The following is an 18,722-nucleotide window of genomic DNA, read 5'->3' on the forward strand; positions in this document are numbered from 1 at the left end:
CCGACATCAACGCGACAGGTCGCTCCCGGTTCAGAATGGTACGTCGTCGTCCAGATCGTCGGCAAACCCGCCACGCTGGCCACCGCCGCCGGCAGGCGCGCCGCCGCGTGCCCCGCCGCCACCGCTGCGCTGACCGCCGCCGTAGCCGCCACCACCGCCGCCGCCGCCGCCGAAATCGTCATTCCCGCCGAAATCGTCGCGCTGGCCGCCACCACCGCCGCCGCCGCCGCCGCCCGAACCGGGCGCGCCGTCGAGCATCGTTAGGACGCCGTTGAAGCCCTGGAGCACGATCTCGGTCGAATATTTGTCGTTACCGCTGGCATCCTGCCATTTGCGCGTCTTGAGCGCGCCCTCGATATAGACCTTCGAGCCCTTGCGCAGATAGCGCTCGGCGACGCCGCCGAGCGCCTCGTTGAAGATCGCGACCGAATGCCATTCGGTCTGTTCCTTGCGCTCGCCGGTATTCTTGTCCTTCCACGTCTCCGACGTGGCGATGCGCAGGTTCACGACCTTGCCGCCATTCTGGAACGACTTGCTCTCGGGATCGCGCCCGAGATTGCCGACGATGATCACCTTGTTGACGCTGCCGCCCGCCATATCCCTAATCCCGCTGCTGGGGCTCGCTAGAGCCCGAATCCGATCGCGGCCCAATAGACCGCTCCTGCAGCGATGTAAGCGAGCGCGAACAAATAGCCAACCATGAAGGCGGGCCACTTCCATCCGTTGGTCTCGCGCCGGGTAACGGCAATCGTCGAGATGCACTGCGGCGCGAACACGAACCACATCAGGAAGGCGAGCGCGGTCGGCAGGCTCCAGCGTTTATGGAGCGTCTGCGCCATCTTGGCTTCGCTCTGCTCGCCCGCGGTGTCGATCGCATAGACCGTGCCGAGCGCCGCCACCGCGACCTCGCGCGCGGCCATTGCCGGAATCAGGGCGAGCACGATGTCGCGATTGAAGCCGATCGGACGGAAAGCGGGTTCGATCGTATTGGCGATCCGTCCCGCGACCGAATAATTGACCGCCGACACCGGGCTGCCCTCGGGCGGTTTGGGAAAGCTCAGCAGCGCCCACAGCACGATCGTCGTAAAGGCGATCGTCGTGCCGGCGCGCTTGAGGAAGATTTCCGCACGGCTCCACAGCCCGATCGCGAGATCGCGCAGCCGCGGCAGCTGGTACTTCGGCATCTCCATCATGAAGCCCGACGATGCGCCCTTGGTCACGGTCCGGCGCAGCACGAAGGCGACGACGAACGCGCCGACCACGCCCATGACGTAGAGCCCGAGCATCACCAGCCCCTGTAGCCCCACGAACGGCAGCACCTTGGTGTCGGGGATCAGCGCGCCGATCACCAGCGTATAGACCGGCAGCCGCGCCGAGCAGGTCATCAGCGGCGCGACGAGGATCGTCGTGAGCCGGTCCTTCTCGTCTTCGATCGTGCGCGTCGACATGATGCCGGGCACCGCGCAGGCAAAGCTCGACAGCAAGGGGATGAACGCGCGCCCCGACAACCCCACGCTCGCCATCACGCGGTCCATCAGGAACGCGGCGCGGACCATGTAGCCGCTCGCCTCGAGCACCAGGATGAAGAAGAACATGATCAGGATCTGCGGCAGGAACTTCACCACCGCGCCGACGCCCGCGATGATCCCGTCGGTGATCAGCGAGCGCAGCACCGAATCGGGCATCACGTCCTTGATCTGCGCCGACACGCCATCGAATACGCCCGCGATCGCCTCTGCCGGCGCGGCGCCTGCAAAGAACACCGCCTGGAACATCACGAACAGGATCGCGAAGAGCAGCACCAGCCCGAACACCGGATGCAGCGCAACCGCATCGAGCGCATTGCCCCAGCGTCGCGCCGGCGCTTCCGCGACCGTCGCCGCTTGTGCGATCTTCCGCGCGCGGCGTTGCAGCGTGACGATATCCTCGCCGATCGCGTGATTGCTCGGGCGCAGCCGGATCGCCGCGTCGGCATCGACGATCCCGCCAAGCAGGATCTTCAGCTCGTCGAGCCCGCGTCGCCGCACCGCGACGGTCGGCACGACGGGCACGCCGAGTTCGGCCGAGAGCTTCAACGGATCGAGCGTCAGCCCGTCGCGCTCGGCAAGATCGAACATGTTGAGCGCGACCACGACCGGCAGACCGAGCGCGATCAGCTGGAGCGTGAAGCGGAGATGATTGTCGAGGTTCGACGCGTCGACCACCACGACCAGGGCGTCGGGCAGCCGCTCGCCCGCCTGCGTGCCGGTGACGAAGTCGCGCGTCACGCGCTCGTCGGGGCTCGAGGGTTCGAGGCTATAGGCGCCGGGCAGGTCGACCAGATCGACGATGCGGCCATCGGGGAGCGTCAGCTTGCCCGAATGGCGCTCGACCGTGACGCCGGGATAATTGCCGACCTTCTGCCGCGCGCCGGTCAGCGCGTTGAACAGCGCGCTCTTGCCGGCATTCGGATTGCCGACCAGCGCCACCAGCGGCGCAGCGGTCATCTTACTGCGTGACGGGCGAGACGAGGATCGCGCCGGCAACCGCGCGGCGGAGCGCGACGGTCATGCGGCCGATGCGGCACGCGATCGGCCCCTTGCCGAGGCTCGCGCGGTGGAGGACTTCGACACCGACGCCTTCGTCGAAGCCGAGTTCGCGCAAGCGGCGCGCCTCGGGCGTCGAGAGATGCGTCCAGTCGATCGCCGCGACCGTCGCCTGGCGGCGTTGCGGCAGCGACTCGAGGCTGAGCGACTCAGGAGCGGAAAGCTTCATGCTACGCAAGATATCCATCTGCGAGCGATTATCAATAACAAAGCCGCAACACCAGCTTTAATTGCGACGCACTCGCAAACAGCGCGATCACACGGCGGGGTAGCGCAGCCGGCCGATGAAACGCGACAGGCTGGGGCGGAGCTCGGACTTGGTGACGAGCTTTGCCTTGGCGGTTTCGAACCGCAGGATCCCTTCGATCCGCCGCGCCAGGAACGCGCGCGTGTCGGCATAGCCGTCGCTCTGGTCGTCGATGAAGACGGTGACGGTCGCGGCATAGACGCCCGCAAGGATCGCGCGCTTGGTGTAATGATTATAGTCGGTCGCGGTGTCGCCCGCGGCGCGCCAGATGACGTCGGCCGCGTGCCAGCCGAGCTTGACCCCACGCGCGGCATTCTGCGGCAGCGCCAGGATGGCGAGCGCGCGGCGCAGCGCTTCGCGGTCGGGCGCCGTCTCGGCAAGCCGGGCTTCGACCAGCGCGGTGATCTTCTCGCGCACCTTCATCGTGCCGCGCGCTTCGGGCGGAACGCGCACCAGCATGTCGGAGTCGATATGCGCGAACCACGCCGCGATCATGTCGACCGCACCGCCGGGAAAGGCGAGCCGCGCGACGTCGCGATCGACGCCAGCGCCATCGGCGGCCATGTCGCGCGCCGCATCGCCCCAGCCGTCAAAGCCAGCATTGCTGGCGATGGCAGGCGCGAGCACCGCGCGGATTTCGTCGAGCGTCGCGTCGTCGAGCGAGGCGGTTGGTGCGATCGAGTCTGTCATGTTTGCTATCTAGGCGCGTGGACGCCGACTGACCAGTACGAGTGCGATCGCAACGAGCACCGCGCCGACCAAATCGGGCAGCCCCAGCCGCTCGCCATAGACGATCCAGCCGATCGTCCCTGCGACCACCGGCTGCGTCAGCAAACCGAGCCCGACGGTCAACGGCGGCAAGCGGCCGAGCGCATAGATCATCAGCCCCTGGCCGATGATCTGGCTGACCAGCGCAAGGCCGATCAGCGGGGTCCAGTCGGTCGGCAGGATCTTCTCGCCCATCGCCAGCGCAAAGCCGAGCAACGGCAGCACGCTCGCGAGCGTCGACAGCGCCAGCGCGGGGAGCGGCGCCATCGTCGCGCGCGCGCGCGCCATCAGGATGAAATAGCCGGTATAGAGGATGCCCGCGGTCAGGCAGAGCAGGTCGCCCGCGAGATGACGCGGATCGAGCTGGTACGACCGCCCCATCAGCAGCCCAGCGCCGATCGTCGCGAGCCCGAGCGCCACGCCCTGGACCCGCGTCGGCCAGGCGCGCGCGACGAGGAAGCCGTAGAGCGGGAACATCAACGTCGCCGAATTGCCGAACAGCGTGGCATTGGCGAGCGTCGTGCGCAGAATGCCGAGATGCCAGCTGCCGAGATCGGCGGCAAAGCACAGCCCGCCGATCGCGATGATTCCCCACAGTGCGCGCGGCACTTCGCGCGGCCGCCAGCCCGTCGCCAGCGCAGCGCCGGCAAGGATCGGCGCGGCGAGCGTGATCCGCCAAAACGCCGATGCGATCGGCCCGGTATCGGCGAGGCGGACGAACCACGGCCCGAAGGCGAGTGCGGCATTGGCAACGATCAAAGCGAGCAGCGGGAGCACCGCCGTTTCGGCAGCGACAGATTTTCTTTTCGGCAAACGCGGGTGCATGCTGCCCCCTAGCTTCCTATCTGGGGCGCGTCTCAGCAAAAGGACTCCGCATGCCAAGTCTGTTCGATCCCATCCAGCTCGGTGCGATCCACGCCCCCAACCGCATCCTGATGGCCCCGCTGACGCGCGGCCGCGCCACCAAGGCGCATGTGCCGACCGAGATGATGGCCGAATATTACACGCAGCGCGCCAGCGCCGGCCTGATCATCTCGGAAGCCACCGGGATCAGCCAGGAAGGCCTTGGCTGGCCGTTCGCGCCGGGCCTGTGGACCGACGAGCAGGTCGAAGCGTGGAAGCCCGTCACCGATTCGGTCCATGCCGCGGGCGGCCGGATCATCGTCCAGATGTGGCATATGGGGCGCCAGGTGCATTCGTCGGTGATCGGCGGACAGCCGGTTTCGTCGTCGGCCACTGCGACGGCGGGCCAGGCGCACACCTACGAAGGCAAGCAGGATTTCGAGACGGCGCGTCCGCTCGCGCTCGACGAGATCCCGCGCCTGCTCGCCGATTACGCGCTGGCGACCAAGAATGCGCTGGCCGCTGGGTTCGATGGCGTCCAGATTCACGGCGCGAACGGCTATCTGATCGACCAGTTCCTGCGCGACAACGCCAATTTCCGCGATGACATCTATGGCGGCTCGATCGAGAATCGGATCCGTCTGATGCGCGAAGTGACCGAGCGCGTCGCTGGCGTCGCAGGGGCCGACCGCACGTCGATCCGCCTGTCGCCCAATGGCGATTCGCAGGGCGTCGACGACAGCAATCCCAAGGCGCTGTTCGTCGCTGCGGCCAAGGCGCTCGACGAGATCGGCATCGCGTTCCTCGAACTGCGCGAGCCCGGCCCCGACGGCACGTTCGGCCGCACCGACGTTCCCAAGCTCTCGCCCGAAATCCGCGAGGCGTTCTCGAACCCGCTCGTGCTGAACTCAGACTATCGCAGCGTCGAAGAGGCGCAGGCGGCGATCGATTCGGGGGTCGCCGATGCGATCGCGTTCGGCCGCACCTTCATCAGCAATCCCGATCTGCCCGAGCGTCTGCGCACCGGCGCGCCGCTCGCCGCGGATAACCCGCGGACGTGGTACAGCCAGGGCGCCGAGGGGTATATCGACTATCCGGCGCTGGAAACCGTCCAAGCCTGAACGAAAAGCGTGCGGCGGCGCGGCGGGGTTTAGAACCGCCGCGCCACCACACCGGCACCCCAGCCGAACAGCACCGACAGCGCTACCGCGGCCAGCCCATAAAGCACCGACTGCCGCTCGGCCGATCGCGCGACGAAGCGCTCGAAGCCCGATTTGCGGATTTCGATATCGCGCGTCGCCGCCGCGAGCACGCGCCCGTCGCGGATCAGGAAGGTTTCGGCGGTGAACCGCCCGACCGGCACGCGCGCGGGGATCGTCACGCGTGCGCGATAGAGCACGCCGTCGGTGATCTCGACCGCGCCCGGCGCCTCGAGATACAGGCCCGTGCGCGTCTTCAATTCAACCAGTCCGCGCGCGAAGCGATCCTGCTCCTGCAGCGGTGCGCTCGAGGCCGGCGAAAGCTGCAGGCTCGACAGCCCAAGCTCGTAGATCGCGCGTGTTCGCGCATCGAGCATCCGCGCGATCGGCTTGGACGAGGCGATCGCGTAAAAGCTGGGTGCCGAGCGATAGCGCAGGCGACTGGCGTTGACCCACATCAGCCCGGCCAGCTTCTGTTTCTCGCGCACCAGGATCGATTGGACCGGCCCCTTGACCACCACGACGATGTCGGTCGGCTTGTCGTCGTCGGGCAAGCGGCCGCCGGGATAGAGGATCGCGCCGAACAACAGCAAATTGGCGCCGGTAAAGCTGTACTGGATCTCGATATCGCGCTGCGACACGTCGGGGACGAGCACAGGCTTGGCTGCGGGTCGCGGCGCCGATTGCGCCATCAGCAACGGCGCGGCGGCCAGCGCGATCCAGCCGCGTCTCACGACAGTTCGACCGAATAGATCTCGTCGGGCCGCCAGCCGAGCCCGAGCGCGATCCGCCCCGCGACGAGCAGAACGATCACCGCGAGCGCGAGCCGCAGATATTCGGGCTTCACCCGCGCAGCGAACCGCGCGCCGATCTGCGCGCCGGCGACCGATCCGAGCAGCAGCAAGGCGGCGAGCACGATGTCGACGGCCTTGGTCGTCGTCGCATGCACCATCGTCGCCATCGCGGTGACGAACAGCGTCTGGAACAGCGAGGTGCCGACCACCACCTGCGTTGTCATGCCAAGTAGATAGAGCATCGCGGGTACGAGGATGAAACCGCCGCCGACGCCGAGCAGGATCGTCAGGATGCCGACGCCGAAACCAAGCAACAATGGCGCGAAGGGCGAGATGTAGAGCCCCGAACGGTAGAAGCGCGTCCGCATCGGCAGTGCCGCGACGAGCGGATGATGGCGGCGTTTACGCGGCTTGGGCGCCTCGCCGCTGCGCATCCGGCGGATCGCGCCCCACGATTCGGTCGCCATCATGCTGCCGATCGAGCCGAGCAGCAGGACGTAGACGATCGCGATCACCGTATCGATCTGGCCGCTAGCTTGCAGCAAGCGGAAGATCCAGCCGCCGAACACCGCGCCGACCAGCCCGCCCGCAACGAGGAAGCCCCCCATCTTGAAATCGACGCCCTTGCGCCGGACATGCGCGAACACGCCCGAGACGCTCGCGCCGGTCACCTGGCTCGCGGCCGAGGCGGCGGCGACGGTCGGCGGGATGCCATAGACGATCAGCAGCGGGGTCGTGAGGAACCCGCCGCCGACGCCGAACATCCCCGACAACAGCCCGACGCCGCCGCCGAGCAGCACGATCACGAGCGCGTTTACCGAAAGATTGGCGATGGGCAGGTAGATGTCCATTGCCCACCAGCGTTAGCCGCTCAGGGAGCGTGCGCAAAGCACGGCGTGTCAGAAATCGCTGCCGAGCGTCAGCGCCGGGCCCGATCCCGGGCGCGCTCCTCCGGCAATGCGCTCGCGCCAGTCGAGCGCGAGCCGCACCGATTGCTTGGCGAGCGGCAGCGCGACGCCGAGCGACGGGCCGATGTCGAGCCGCGTCGCACCGCGCTGCGCACCGCCCCATACGCCCGCCCCGAGATCGAAGCGGACTTTGCCAAGCGTCGCGATCGGATGCGTGACGCGCGCCGCGCCATCGACATAGGGCTCGGTCTGTGTGCGCCGGATGAGTCCTGCCTGCACATAGGTCTCGAAGCGGACGCCGGGCGAAACCGTCACCGGTCCAACCCCGCCGACCACGCCGACACCGGGCCCGCCTTGCCCGCCCGCCAGTGCGAAGCGGTGCTCGGCGACGACGCGCAGTGGCAGACGAGTCGGTTGCCATTCGACGCCGACCGAGGCTTCGCGCAACCCGCTGCCGAGTGGCGACGTCACGCGGCCGACAAGCGCGATGCGATGAGGTCGGTCGAGCGCATAGACCAGCCGAGCGCCGGCCTGCGATCCTCCGAGCTGTCCGCCAAGTGCGCCGGACGCGAGCCCTGACCCGCCGCGCGCGGCAAGCCAGGCACTGCCCGACCAGCGCGAGGGCGCACGCGTTGGCACCGCGCCAGCGGCACTGTCGGGCAGACCCGCAACCAGCGCCGTCGACTTGGGCTCGAGCGCGGCACCCGCTTGGCCGGTGGGGCTGGGCAGGGGGCGGTGGCCGAGGAGGCGATCCGCGGCCGGGGCATCGGCGCTTTTCGGCGGCTGGATGGGACTTGGTCGGCGAGACGGGGCGAGCGACCGCGCTGCGATAGGATTGTGCGGTGTCCGATATCGGGGCGCCCGATATCGGAGTGCCGGCACGCGCGTCGCGATGTGCGCACTCCGTCTCGCCGCGGGATGCGTTCCCGGCATCGGCATCGGCATCACCGGCAGCGACGATCGTTTGATCCCGAGCGAGCGCGCGATCAGCGATGGCGCTGCGATCGGTGCGGGCTGCGGCCAGACCATCGCGAGCCGCGCCGCGATCCATCCGACCGCCAGGACGCCGAGAAAGCGCAGAGGGCGCCCGCGTCCTTGAACGCTCAATGTTCGGAACCCGGCTCGGTCCGTTCTATTGCACCTGGAAAGACATGGCTGGTCTTGTCCCACCGCAGCGCGGTGCCGCGCAACGATCGGACATACGCCGTCATGGCGCTCCGCGCCGCGAGCAGCGCGACATAGTTGCTGACCAGTGCGCGCGGCAGGGACCATAGCGCTTCGCGCCAGCCATAGGCGCCGCCGGTCGCGGCCGCGCGCCAGACGAGCCGCCAGGCCAACAACGCGCCGTTCAGGTGCAGCAGCGCCAGCATCGCCGCGGAGGGCGGCGCCGCCGCCCGTCCGGCGAGCGCGTGCGCCACCAACGCAACACCCCAGGCGATAAAAGCGGTATAGGCGACGAACAGCATTAGCACCGCGAGCGGTGCGCGCCGATCGCGCATCCGCATCCAATGGTCGCGCCAATCGAGCGCGCGCCCCCAGCCGATCCGGTCCCAGCCGGCCAGCGCGATGCCCGTCATCCAGCGCGCCTTCTGCCGTACCGCGGTCGAGACGGTCGCTGGGAAGTAGGCGCGGACCGCAACGAGCTCGCCATCTGCGCGGACACGCGCGAGCACGCCGCGTCCGCCGAGCGTGGCGATCAGCAAGCCGAGTTCGTAATCCTCGACGATCGAGCCCGCGTCGAACGGCAAACCGTCGCGCGCGGCTGCGATCCGACCGAGCATCTGGCGTTCGATCGCGCAGCCGACCCCGGCGAGCGGAAGCCCGACCCCGAGCGCCTGGCGCACCACCATTTGCCGGCTGTGTGCGTCGGCGAATTCGTCGGCATAGTGCCCCGAGACGAGCGGCGCACCGCGATCGACCAACGGCAGCACCGGGAGCTGGACGACGGCATAGCGCCCGATCAGCGCATCGAAAACGCGCAGTTCGCCGGGGTGGACCAGATCCTCGGCGTCATGCAGCACGACCGCGGCGACGGGTACGCCGTCACGCGCTTCGTCGCGCTCGAGCGCGCGCCAAACGGCGTTGAGGCAATCGGCTTTGGTGGTCGGTCCGGGGCGGCTGTTGATGACCAGCCGTACGCGCGGATCACACGCCGCCACTGCTGCGACCGCGTCGATCGTCGCGCGGTCGTTTGGGTAGGTCCCGACATACAGGCGGTAATCCTCATGCTCGAACCGCGCGAGCGCGCTGCGCAGCATCGCGCCGATCACCGTCGACTCGTCCCACGTCGCAACGAACACCGCGATCCGGCGCGGCGGCGTTTGCCGATACGCATCGAGCGTCCGCGGCAAAGCGGGGCGGCGGCGAGTCAGCGTGATCCAGATCCAGCCGATATCAATCGCTAGGTCGTCACAGCCGCCGACGAGGAAACCGATCGCCGCGAACACGACCGTTTCGCGCGCGATCGCATCGATCGCGAACATGACCCATCCTGCCCCCAAGACCGGCTCCCCCCGACGACCCTGGCCTTTCAGCCACCCCTCCCGAGTCGTTCTTCGTGATTTTCCAACAAGTTCGTGGTTTAATCAAGGGGACGGCGCTATGACGGACCGTCGTTGTGCTCGCACGCCGCGTCGCCCTATAAGGCGATGCGAAGCGGCTCCGGGGGGAAGATGCGATGAAGCTGGGTTTCCGAATCGCCTTGCTCGCTTTGGTCTGCGTCCCGTTCGCCGCGTTCGGCGATGCGAGTCCGCAGGTCATCCTTGCCACGCCCGGTATCGGCGACGGCGCGATCGAGCGTTTTACCGCGCGCTTCAACCAGCCGATGGTGCCTCTGGGCGATCCGCGTGCGGCCGCGCCGTTCGACGTGACCTGCGCGGTCGGTGGCCAAGGACGCTGGGTCGATCCGCAGACGTTCGTCTATGATTTCGCCAGCGGCCTGCCCGGCGGCACGACGTGCAAGTTCGCGCTGCGCGAGGGGCTCAAGAGCGTGTCGGGCTATGCCGCGACCGGCCAGCGCGAGTTCACCGTCGACGCCGGCGGCCCGGTCGCGCGCGCCATCCTGCCGGGTGGGGATTCGGACGAGATCGAGGAGGACCAGACCTTCCTCGTCGCGGCCAATCTGCCCGCCACCCCCGCCTCGGTCGCCGCCAACGCCTATTGCGCGGTCAAGGGGATCGGCGAGAAGATCCCGGTCGACGTGCTCCCCGCCGATTTGCCCGGCAAGCTGCTCGGCGAGATGGGCACCGAGAATTGGAACGTCCGCAGTTTCCTCGAGAGCGGTGGCTTGCCCGCCGCGATCCCGGCACCGGCCGATCGCGCGAAGGCCTATGCCGGCGTCACCGCGCTGAAGTGCCGCCGCCCGCTGCCGCCCGGCGCCGATGTCGCGTTGGTGTGGGGAGCCAAGATCGCCGGCGCCGGCGGCAAGACCGCGGGCACCGACCAGCGTTTCGATTTCACCGTCCGCAAACCCTTCACCGCGCGCTTCGAATGCTCGCGCGTCAACGCCGCCGCGGGGTGCAACCCGGTGGAGAAGGCGTGGGTGCGTTTCTCTGCCCCAGTGCCGAGCGAACTCGCCAAGCAGGTCCGCATCGAGACCGCCGACGGCAAAGTGCTGGCGCCGACGCTGTTCGATTCGAGCTCGGACACCGAGCGTGGCGATGCGAAGACCAAGGCGACGATTTCCGCGGTCGGCTTCAAGAGCCCGCTGCCGCAGGCGCAGACCGGCAAGGTCGTGCTGCCGGCGGGCGTCAAGGACGAGAGCGGTCGACCACTGTCGAACGCCGAGCGCTTCCCGCTCGCCGTGCGCTTCGATGCCGCCCCGCCGCTCGTCAAATTCGCCGCGTCGTTCGGCATTCTCGAATCAAAGCAGGGCGGCGTGCTGCCCGTCACCGTCCGCAACGTCGAGCCCGCGCTGCAGGGCACCAACGTCACGATCGGCGGCCAGGCGCTGCGCGTCGATGGCTCCGACGGCAAGATTGCCGAGTGGCTGCGCACCGTCGGCCATGCCGACGACGAGGCCAGTCACGAGGAAACGCGCGGCAAGGAGAAGGTTCGGATCAACGACACCGGGTCCAAGTCGATCCTCGCCGGCGAAGGCGCGCCGATGCAGATCGGCTTGCCCGGCAAGGGCAAGGATTTCGAAGTCGTCGGCCTGCCGCTCGGCGGCGGCAAGCCCAGTTTCTATGTCGTCGAACTCGCGAGCCCGGTGCTCGGCCAGGCATTGCTCGGGCGCAAGGCGCCGCGCTACGTCGCGACCGCCGCGCTCGTCACCAACATGAGCGTCCACTTCAAATGGGGTCGCGCGGCGAGTCTCGCCTGGGTCACCGCGCTCGACACCGGCAAGCCCGTCGCCAATGCCGAGGTGCACGTCACCGACAGCTGCACCGGCAGATTGCTCGCGCGCGGCATCACCGACAAGAATGGCGGGCTCAACGTGCCGCCGGGCCTGCCAGAGCCCGAAGCGTATGGCGGCTCGTGCGACGGCGGGTCGAGCCCGCTGATGGTCTCGGCGCGCGCCGGCGACGATTTCAGCTTCACGCTGACCGATTGGGGCAAGGGCATCCGCCCGTATGATTTCGACCTGCCCTATGGCTATTCGGCCCGCGGCGAGTTCCTCCACACCGTGTTCGACCGCGCGCTCGTCCGCCAGGGCGAGACGGTCCACATGAAGCACATCCTGCGCACCTCGGTGGCGAGCGGCTTCGGCTTTGCGCCGGGCGTGACGGGGACGCTGCGGCTGCAGCATCGCGGTTCGGACACGCAGTTCGACCTGCCGCTGACGATCGACGCGAACGGCATCGGCGAGAGCGAATGGACCGCCCCCGCGCGCGCTCCGATGGGCGATTACGACCTGTCGGTGATCGCGGACAACCGGACGATCGAGACCGGCCAGTCGTTCAAGGTCGACGAGTACAAGTTGCCCACGATGCGCGCGACCGTCACCGGCCCGAAGGACGCCGCAATCCGCCCGATCAGCCTCGCGCTCGACCTGTTCGTCGGATATTTGTCGGGCGGCGGCGCATCGAACCTGCCGGTCGACATGCGAATCGGCTATTTCGCGCATGAGGGCACGCCCGACGGCTACGAAAGCTACAGCTTCGGCGGCAAGGCGATCGTCGAGGGCACCAAGCCGCTCAACGGCGACGGCGAGGAGGAGCAGGCGACGCTCCCGCCGACGCAGACGCTTCCCTCGACGCTCGGCGGCGATGGCACCGGCAAGCAGACGGTGTCGATCCCGCAGACGCTCGACGGCGTCACCGACATGCTCGTCGAGATGGACTATCAGGACGCCAATGGCGAAGTCCTGACCGCCTCGAAGCGCATCCCGATCTTCCCGAGCGCGGTGCAATTGGGCGTCAAGACCGACGGCTGGCTGATGAAGCAGGACGATCTGCGGCTGCGCTTCGTCGCGCTCGATACCGCGGGCAAGCCGCTCGCCAACCAGGCGATCTCGGTCGCGCTCTACAGCCGGCAGATCCTCACTGCGCGGCGGCGGCTGATCGGCGGCTTCTATGCCTATGACAACCGCATGAAGACCGAGAAGCTCAGCCAGACCTGCAGCGCGACGACCGATGCGCAGGGGCTGGCGACGTGCAAGCTCGACCCCGGCATTTCGGGCGAAGTCTATGCGGTGGCGACCACCAAGGATGCCGCCGGCAACGAAGCGCGCGCGACGCAGAGCGTGTGGCTCGCCGGCAAGGACGATTGGTGGTTCGGCGGCGACAATGGCGACCGGATGGACGTCGTCCCCGAAAAGCTCGCCTACAAAGCGGGCGAGACCGCGCGTTTCCAGGTGCGCATGCCGTTCCGCCAGGCGACCGCGCTCGTCACGGTCGAGCGCGAGGGCGTGCTTGCGAGCTACGTCACCGAACTCAGCGGGGCGGACCCGGTGGTCGAGGTGAAGATGCCGGGCTCGTACGCGCCCGACGTGTTCGTCTCGGTGATGGTCGTGCGCGGCCGTACCGAGAGCGGGATCTGGAGCTGGCTCCACGGCCTCGCGCGTTCGGTCGGGCTTGCGAGTGATCCGCCCGAGGGGCAGGAGCCGACCGCCCTGGTCGATCTCGCCAAGCCGAGCTACCGTATCGGCATCGCCAAGGTGAAGGTCGGCTGGGAAGCGCACCAGCTCCAGGTCGCGGTCAAGGCCGACAAGGCTCGCTACGCCGCGCGCGACGTCGCGCAAGTCGACGTCCAGGTGAACGGCCCCGACGGCAAGCCGGTGCGTACCGCCGACGTCGCCTTCGCGGCGGTCGACGAGGCGCTGCTCCAGCTTGCGCCTAACGACAGCTGGGACGTGCTGACCGCGGTGATGGGCGAGCGCCCGCTCGCGGTGCTCACCTCGACCGCGCAGACGCAGGTCGTCGGCAAGCGCCATTACGGCAAGAAGGCGGTCGAGGCCGGCGGCGGCGGTGGCGGCGATTCGTCGGGGCTCAACCGCGAGAATTTCCAGCCGGTGATCCTGTGGAAGGGCCGCGTCGCGCTCGACCAGAATGGCCATGCGCGGATTCCGGTGACGCTGTCCGACGCGCTCTCCTCGTTCAAGCTGGTGGCGATCGCGACCGATGGGTCGCAGCTTTACGGCACCGGCATGGCGAGCGTGCGCACCGCGCAGGACCTGTCAATCTTCGCCGGCATCGCGCCGGTGGTGCGGACCGGCGATTTCTACGCCTCGAGCTTCACGCTGCGCAACGGCTCGGACAAGCCGATGACGGTGACCGCGAGCGTCGATCTCACCCCTGCGATCGCGCAGGGCAAGCCGCTGACGGTGACGATCCCGGCGGGCGGCGCGATGCCGGTCGCGTGGAATCTGACCGCGCCCGCCAATCTCGACGCGTTGCGCTGGCACGTCAGCGCGCGCTCGGCCGACGGCAAGGCGGTCGACCAGATCACCGTCAATCAGGCGGTGACGCCGCTTTATCCGCTCGAAGTGTGGGCCGGGACGCTCGCGCGCGTCGGCGGCGACACGACGATCCCGATCCAGCCGCCGATGGGGGCGATCGCGGGGCGCGGGACGGTCGACATCCGGCTCGACGACACGCTCGCGCCGCCGCTTGCCGGGGTGCGCGATTTCATGGCGCGCTACCCGTATAATTGCTTCGAACAGCAGCTGTCGCGCGCGGTCGCGCTCGGCGATGCGGCGCTGTGGCAAAGGCTGGCGAGCGACATCCCGGCGTATCAGGCCGATGATGGGCTGCTGCGCTACTGGCCGTCGGGGAGCCTGACGGGCTCCGAGTCGCTCACCGCCTATGTGCTGGCGATGACGTCGGAGGCCGGCCTGCCGATCCCAGAGGGGCCGCGCGCGAAGATGATCGAGGGGCTGAAAGCCGTGCTCGACGGGCGCTTGCGCCACGAGGAGTATGGCGATGTCCGGCTCCAGCGCGTCTATGCCTTCAACGCGCTCGCACGGGCCGGAGCAGCGACGCCGGCGATGCTCGGGCAGCTGAGCATGATCCCGAAGGAAATGCCGACCGCTTTGCTCGCCGATTATCTCGTCGCGCTCGATCATGTGGCCGGGCTCGCCAACGCCAATGCGCTCAAGGCGGCGGGCGAGGCGCAGTTGCGGACCCGGCTCGTCTATGAGGGCACGCGGCTCGATCTGTCGGACAGCAGCAACCAGCCGTGGTGGCTGATGTCGTCGGGCGACGAAGCCTCGATCAAGACGGTGATCGCGACGCTCGGCCGGCCCGGCTGGCAGGACGAAGCGGCCAAGATGATGGTCGGCGTCGCGCTGCGCCAGTCGCACGGCCGCTGGGACACCACCACCGCCAACGCCTGGGGCACGATCGCGGCGCGCAAGTTCGCCGCGCTCTATCCGGCGAGCGCGATCGTCGGGAATACGACGCTGGGTTTGGGTGCGCAGACGATCAGCAAGGCGTGGCCGCTGGCAACGACCGCGCGAACGGCGACCTTCCAGCTGCCGGCGACGCTCACCCCGCTCAAGCTGTCGCAGTCGAGCGGCGGCGCGGGGCCGTGGGCGAACGTCTCGATCTCGGCGGCGGTGCCGCTGACCAGGCCGCTGTTCGCTGGCTATGAGATGCAGCGCAACGTCGAGGTGGTGCAGGCGCGCACCAAGGGCGTGCTGACGCGCGGCGACGTCGTCAAGGTGACGATCACCGTCAAGGCGAACGCCGAGCGCAACTGGGTGGTGATCAACGATCCGATCCCGGCGGGTGCGACGATCATCGGCGATCTCGGCGGACAATCGCAGATCTTGGCGGGGCAGGCGCAGGCCGGGCCGGGGTCCAAGTTCCAGGCGCGCGATGCCGATGGCAAGCTGTGGGACGTGCAGGTCGGCGTGGTTCCCGCCTATGTCGAGAAGCGCAACGATGCGTGGCGCGCCTATTACGGCTGGGTGCCGCGCGGGGCGTTCAGCGCGTCGTACATGCTGCGGCTGAACGGTGCAGGGCGCTTCAACCTGCCGCCGAGCCGGGTCGAGGCGATGTATTCGCCCGCGATCCGCGCGCAGCTGCCGCTCGCGCCGGTGACGGTGGTGCAGCGCTGATCCCATCTTCCTTCTTCTTTCCTTCCTTTTCCCGGCGGAGGCCGGGGCCCAGTAGCGGGCCGTTGCGTTGATCGAGTACAGCACCCTCCTGCGCCGTGCGTCGCTCCTGGGCCCCGGCCTGCGCCGGGGAAGCGAACGCGTTTGGGCGGGGTTCAAGACCCGCACCGGCGCGATCGTCACCGCGCTGGTCGTCGCGCTCTTCGCCTTCGTCGCGATTGACTACGCCACGCTTCCCCCGCCACTCCCCGGCTATGCGCAGGTTCGCGCCGCGTGGCACCCGTCCGAGGCGTGGCTCTATGACCGCAACGGCGCGCTGATCGACAGCGCGCGCGTCGATTTCGCCGCGCGCCGGCTTGCCTGGACGCCGCTCGAGCATGTCTCGCCGGTCACGCGCGACACGATCGTGGGAGTCGAGGACCGGCGCTTCTTTCATCATGGCGGGGTCGACTGGCTCGCCTTGCTCGGCGTCGCGCGCGACCGCGCGCAGGGAACGCGCGCGCGCGGCGCGAGCACGCTGTCGATGCAGGTCGCCGGCTTCCTCGCGCCCGATCTCGCGGTGCCGGGGCAGCGCCACGTGTGGGACAAGCTCCGCCAGATGCGCGCCGCCTGGGCGCTCGAATCGCATTGGTCGAAGGACGAGATCCTCGAGGCCTATCTCAACCTCGCCGGTTTCCGCGGCGAGGCGCAGGGGATCGGCGCGGCGGCGCTCGGGCTGTTCGGCAAGACCCCCGACGCCCTCGCGCGCGACGATGCACTGCTGCTCGCCGCGCTCCTCCCCGATCCGCAGGTCGACCCCGCGAGCATCGCGCGGCGCGCCTGCGCGGTCAGCCACGAGCGCGATTGCGCGCGCTTTGCGGGCGAGGCGGCGTCGATGCTCGGCCCGGCGCGCAGTCTGCAGCTCGACCCCGGCCTTGCGCCGCATCTCTCCGACCGCTTGCTCACCAAGCCCGGGCTCAAGGTCACCACCACGCTCGACCGCCGGATCCAGAGCCTGGCGATCGTCGCGCTCAAACGCCAGTTGCAGGGCCTCGGCGGCGCGCGCGCGCGTGACGGCGCGGCGGTGGTGATCGACAATGCGACCGGCGACGTGCTGGCCTATGTCGGCGGGATCGGCGGCGCCTCGACCGCGCCCGCGGTCGACGGCGCGAACAGCTATCGCCAGGCCGGATCGACGCTCAAACCCTTCCTCTACGCTGAGGCGATCGAGAAGGGCTATCTCACCCCCGCCTCGATCCTCGACGATTCGCCGGTCCAGCTCGACACCGCTTCGGGGCTCTACGTCCCGCAGAATTACGATCGCGGGTTCAAGGGTCCGGTGTCGGCGCGCGCGGCGCTGGCGGGGTCGCTCAACGTACCCGCGGTGCGCACTTTGCTGCTCGTCGGGGTCGACGCGTTTCGCGATCGGTTGTGGGACACGGGGTATCGCGGGCTGGTCGAGGATGGCGACTATTACGGCTTCTCGCTCGCGCTCGGCTCGGCCGAAGTCACGCTGCTCGAACAGGCCGCGGCCTATCGCAGCCTGGAGCAGGCCGGCCGCTGGTCGCCGCTGCGACTGACGCTCGATGCGCCACGCGAGACGCCGCACGCCATCACGACACCGCAGGCCGCGTGGCTCGTCGCCGACATGATGGCCGATTCGAATGCCCGCGCGGTGACCTTTGGGCTCGATTCGGCGCTGCACCTGCCGTTCTGGGCGGCGGTGAAGACGGGGACGAGCAAGGCGCTGCGCGACAATTGGTGCATCGGCTTCACGCGAGAATATACGGTCGCAGTGTGGGTCGGCAATCTCGAGGGCGATTCGATGCGTGCGGTGTCGGGGGTCAGCGGCGCGGCGCCGGTGTGGCGCGACATCATGCTCGCGCTCAACGCCGACACGCGCGGCAGCCCGCCCCCGCGCCCGACGGGAATCGAAGCGCGCGCGATCACCTTCGCGAATGCGATCGAACAACCGCGCACCGAATATTTCCTCGCCGGAACGGGCCAGTCGCAGATCGCCGTCGCACCCGCCGAATCGCGCCGCCCGCGGATCACCAATCCGGTGTCGGGCAGCGTCTATGCGATCGATCCCGACATTCCGCCCAACCGGCAGCGGCTCTCGGTCGACGTGTCGGGGGCGGTAACGGCGCATCGGCTGTGGCTCGACAAGACCGATCTAGGCGCCGCCGATTCGCAGCCGCAGATCATCGCCGGACCGGGACTCCACCGGCTGCGGTTGACCGATGTCGCCGGACGTGTCGTCGATCAGGTGCTCTTCACGATCCGCTGAAAAAAACGGCGGCCGCCCCCTTTCGGAGACGGCCGCCGCCCGTGACGAACAGTCTTAGCGGTAGAAGCCGCGGATCACCTGGACGACATAGCCGCGACGCGTGTCGACGAGGATCACGTCGTTATAGTGCCGTACCCATTGCTGGCCAAAGCCGGCGCGCGGCAGGCGATAGCGCCACGGATCGGCGATGATGTAGCGCCCGCCGTAATAGGCCGGTGCCATGCGCAGGCCCGGACGGAACGCGGTGTAGCGGAACGGGGCGTTCCAATTGCCGCCGGCATAATAGTTCGGGTTGCGGTCACGCCAGCCACGCCAGTCGTCGCGGCCCCAGGCGCGGTCGCGATCGCGCAGATCCTCGCGATATTCCTGGCGCGCGTCGCGCACGTCCTCGCGCTGATCGCGAATGTCACGGCGGTCGCCGCGCATCCGCGCGTCCTGCAGGTCACGCTGCTCCTGGCGGATGTCGCGACGGTCGCGCCGCAGCTCTTCGTTCGACTGCGCGCTTGCCGCGACGGGAACCAAGGTCGCCGCCATCAAAGCGGTGAAAATGAGTTTACGCACTGTATCCTCCATATTCCGGCTGGCCAGAGAGCGGCCGGGCCATGGAGCGTG

Annotated in this window: 14 protein-coding genes; 4 read left to right on the forward strand and 10 right to left on the reverse strand. The window is 68.6% G+C overall.

The features are described 5' to 3' along the window. Positions 1-30: 30 nt before the first annotated feature. The 5 genes from ssb to ACP7C5_RS12905 form a co-directional block, all read right to left on the reverse strand. Positions 31-597, reverse strand: a complete 567-nt coding sequence (gene ssb, locus ACP7C5_RS12885; RefSeq protein WP_426264543.1) for a single-stranded DNA-binding protein — start codon at positions 595-597, stop codon at positions 31-33. Between the two features lie 26 nt (positions 598-623). Beyond that, positions 624-2,486 carry a ferrous iron transporter B gene (gene feoB, locus ACP7C5_RS12890; RefSeq protein WP_426264545.1) on the reverse strand — a complete coding sequence of 621 codons (1,863 nt, stop codon included), beginning with the start codon at positions 2,484-2,486 and terminating at the stop codon, positions 624-626. Position 2,487: 1 nt separating this feature from the next. Beyond that, on the reverse strand, positions 2,488-2,754 hold the full coding sequence (locus ACP7C5_RS12895; RefSeq protein ID WP_133191202.1) for a FeoA family protein: 267 nt from the start codon (positions 2,752-2,754) through the stop codon (positions 2,488-2,490). Positions 2,755-2,841: 87 nt separating this feature from the next. Further along, positions 2,842-3,522: a COQ9 family protein gene (locus ACP7C5_RS12900; RefSeq protein ID WP_426264546.1), complete on the reverse strand. Its 681-nt coding sequence runs from the start codon at positions 3,520-3,522 to the stop codon at positions 2,842-2,844. Positions 3,523-3,531: 9 nt separating this feature from the next. Then, on the reverse strand, positions 3,532-4,425 hold the full coding sequence (locus tag ACP7C5_RS12905) for a DMT family transporter (protein ID WP_426264547.1): 894 nt from the start codon (positions 4,423-4,425) through the stop codon (positions 3,532-3,534). A gap of 50 nt (positions 4,426-4,475) precedes the next feature. Between ACP7C5_RS12905 and ACP7C5_RS12910 the strand changes: the two genes are divergently transcribed. Continuing rightward, positions 4,476-5,564 (forward strand): alkene reductase, encoded by a 1,089-nt coding sequence (locus tag ACP7C5_RS12910; protein ID WP_426264549.1) that lies wholly within the window; start codon positions 4,476-4,478, stop codon positions 5,562-5,564. A gap of 29 nt (positions 5,565-5,593) precedes the next feature. Here ACP7C5_RS12910 and ACP7C5_RS12915 read toward each other — a convergent pair whose 3' ends face one another. From ACP7C5_RS12915 to ACP7C5_RS12925, 3 genes are read right to left on the reverse strand one after another with little or no spacing between them, the layout of a single operon-like run. Then, positions 5,594-6,334: a TIGR02186 family protein gene (locus ACP7C5_RS12915; protein ID WP_426264621.1), complete on the reverse strand. Its 741-nt coding sequence runs from the start codon at positions 6,332-6,334 to the stop codon at positions 5,594-5,596. 38 nt (positions 6,335-6,372) lie between these two features. Beyond that, the gene (locus ACP7C5_RS12920; RefSeq protein ID WP_133191192.1) at positions 6,373-7,287 is read right to left on the reverse strand and encodes a sulfite exporter TauE/SafE family protein; all 915 of its coding nucleotides are present in this window, start codon (positions 7,285-7,287) and stop codon (positions 6,373-6,375) included. A gap of 48 nt (positions 7,288-7,335) precedes the next feature. Next, entirely contained in the window at positions 7,336-7,983 is a 648-nt protein-coding gene (locus ACP7C5_RS12925) for a hypothetical protein (protein WP_426264550.1), read from the reverse strand. Between the two features lie 253 nt (positions 7,984-8,236). On the opposite strand from ACP7C5_RS12925, the gene ACP7C5_RS12930 reads away from it, so the two are divergent. Further along, positions 8,237-8,443, forward strand: a complete 207-nt coding sequence (locus ACP7C5_RS12930; protein ID WP_426264551.1) for a hypothetical protein — start codon at positions 8,237-8,239, stop codon at positions 8,441-8,443. A gap of 4 nt (positions 8,444-8,447) precedes the next feature. Here ACP7C5_RS12930 and ACP7C5_RS12935 read toward each other — a convergent pair whose 3' ends face one another. After that, positions 8,448-9,827, reverse strand: a complete 1,380-nt coding sequence (locus ACP7C5_RS12935; RefSeq protein ID WP_426264552.1) for a glycosyl transferase family protein — start codon at positions 9,825-9,827, stop codon at positions 8,448-8,450. Between the two features lie 194 nt (positions 9,828-10,021). On the opposite strand from ACP7C5_RS12935, the gene ACP7C5_RS12940 reads away from it, so the two are divergent. Together ACP7C5_RS12940 and pbpC are read left to right on the forward strand one after the other, a co-directional pair. Next, positions 10,022-15,844: an alpha-2-macroglobulin family protein gene (locus ACP7C5_RS12940; RefSeq protein ID WP_426264553.1), complete on the forward strand. Its 5,823-nt coding sequence runs from the start codon at positions 10,022-10,024 to the stop codon at positions 15,842-15,844. A gap of 172 nt (positions 15,845-16,016) precedes the next feature. Beyond that, positions 16,017-18,110: a penicillin-binding protein 1C gene (gene pbpC, locus ACP7C5_RS12945; RefSeq protein ID WP_426264622.1), complete on the forward strand. Its 2,094-nt coding sequence runs from the start codon at positions 16,017-16,019 to the stop codon at positions 18,108-18,110. A gap of 54 nt (positions 18,111-18,164) precedes the next feature. On the opposite strand, the gene ACP7C5_RS12950 is transcribed toward pbpC, so the two are convergent. Beyond that, on the reverse strand, positions 18,165-18,671 hold the full coding sequence (locus ACP7C5_RS12950) for an RcnB family protein (protein WP_426264554.1): 507 nt from the start codon (positions 18,669-18,671) through the stop codon (positions 18,165-18,167). Between the last annotated feature and the right edge of the window lie 51 nt (positions 18,672-18,722).

Origin of the sequence: Sphingomonas sp. PWP1-2, from assembly GCF_049898305.1 — a bacterium.
Lineage (GTDB): Bacteria > Pseudomonadota > Alphaproteobacteria > Sphingomonadales > Sphingomonadaceae > Sphingomonas > Sphingomonas glacialis.

Bases quoted from the DNA above. Each gene is read 5' to 3' on its own strand.
- ACP7C5_RS12915 (WP_426264621.1), bottom strand. From the start codon at position 6,334: ATGGCGCAATCGGCGCCGCGACCCGCAGCCAAGCCTGTGCTCGTCCCC.
- feoB (WP_426264545.1), bottom strand. From the start codon at position 2,486: ATGACCGCTGCGCCGCTGGTGGCGCTGGTCGGCAATCCGAATGCCGGC.
- ACP7C5_RS12895 (WP_133191202.1), bottom strand. From the start codon at position 2,754: ATGAAGCTTTCCGCTCCTGAGTCGCTCAGCCTCGAGTCGCTGCCGCAA.
- ACP7C5_RS12900 (WP_426264546.1), bottom strand. From the start codon at position 3,522: ATGACAGACTCGATCGCACCAACCGCCTCGCTCGACGACGCGACGCTC.
- ACP7C5_RS12940 (WP_426264553.1), top strand. From the start codon at position 10,022: ATGAAGCTGGGTTTCCGAATCGCCTTGCTCGCTTTGGTCTGCGTCCCG.
- ACP7C5_RS12920 (WP_133191192.1), bottom strand. From the start codon at position 7,287: ATGGACATCTACCTGCCCATCGCCAATCTTTCGGTAAACGCGCTCGTG.
- ACP7C5_RS12905 (WP_426264547.1), bottom strand. From the start codon at position 4,425: ATGCACCCGCGTTTGCCGAAAAGAAAATCTGTCGCTGCCGAAACGGCG.
- ACP7C5_RS12935 (WP_426264552.1), bottom strand. From the start codon at position 9,827: ATGTTCGCGATCGATGCGATCGCGCGCGAAACGGTCGTGTTCGCGGCG.
- ACP7C5_RS12910 (WP_426264549.1), top strand. From the start codon at position 4,476: ATGCCAAGTCTGTTCGATCCCATCCAGCTCGGTGCGATCCACGCCCCC.
- ssb (WP_426264543.1), bottom strand. From the start codon at position 597: ATGGCGGGCGGCAGCGTCAACAAGGTGATCATCGTCGGCAATCTCGGG.
- ACP7C5_RS12930 (WP_426264551.1), top strand. From the start codon at position 8,237: ATGTGCGCACTCCGTCTCGCCGCGGGATGCGTTCCCGGCATCGGCATC.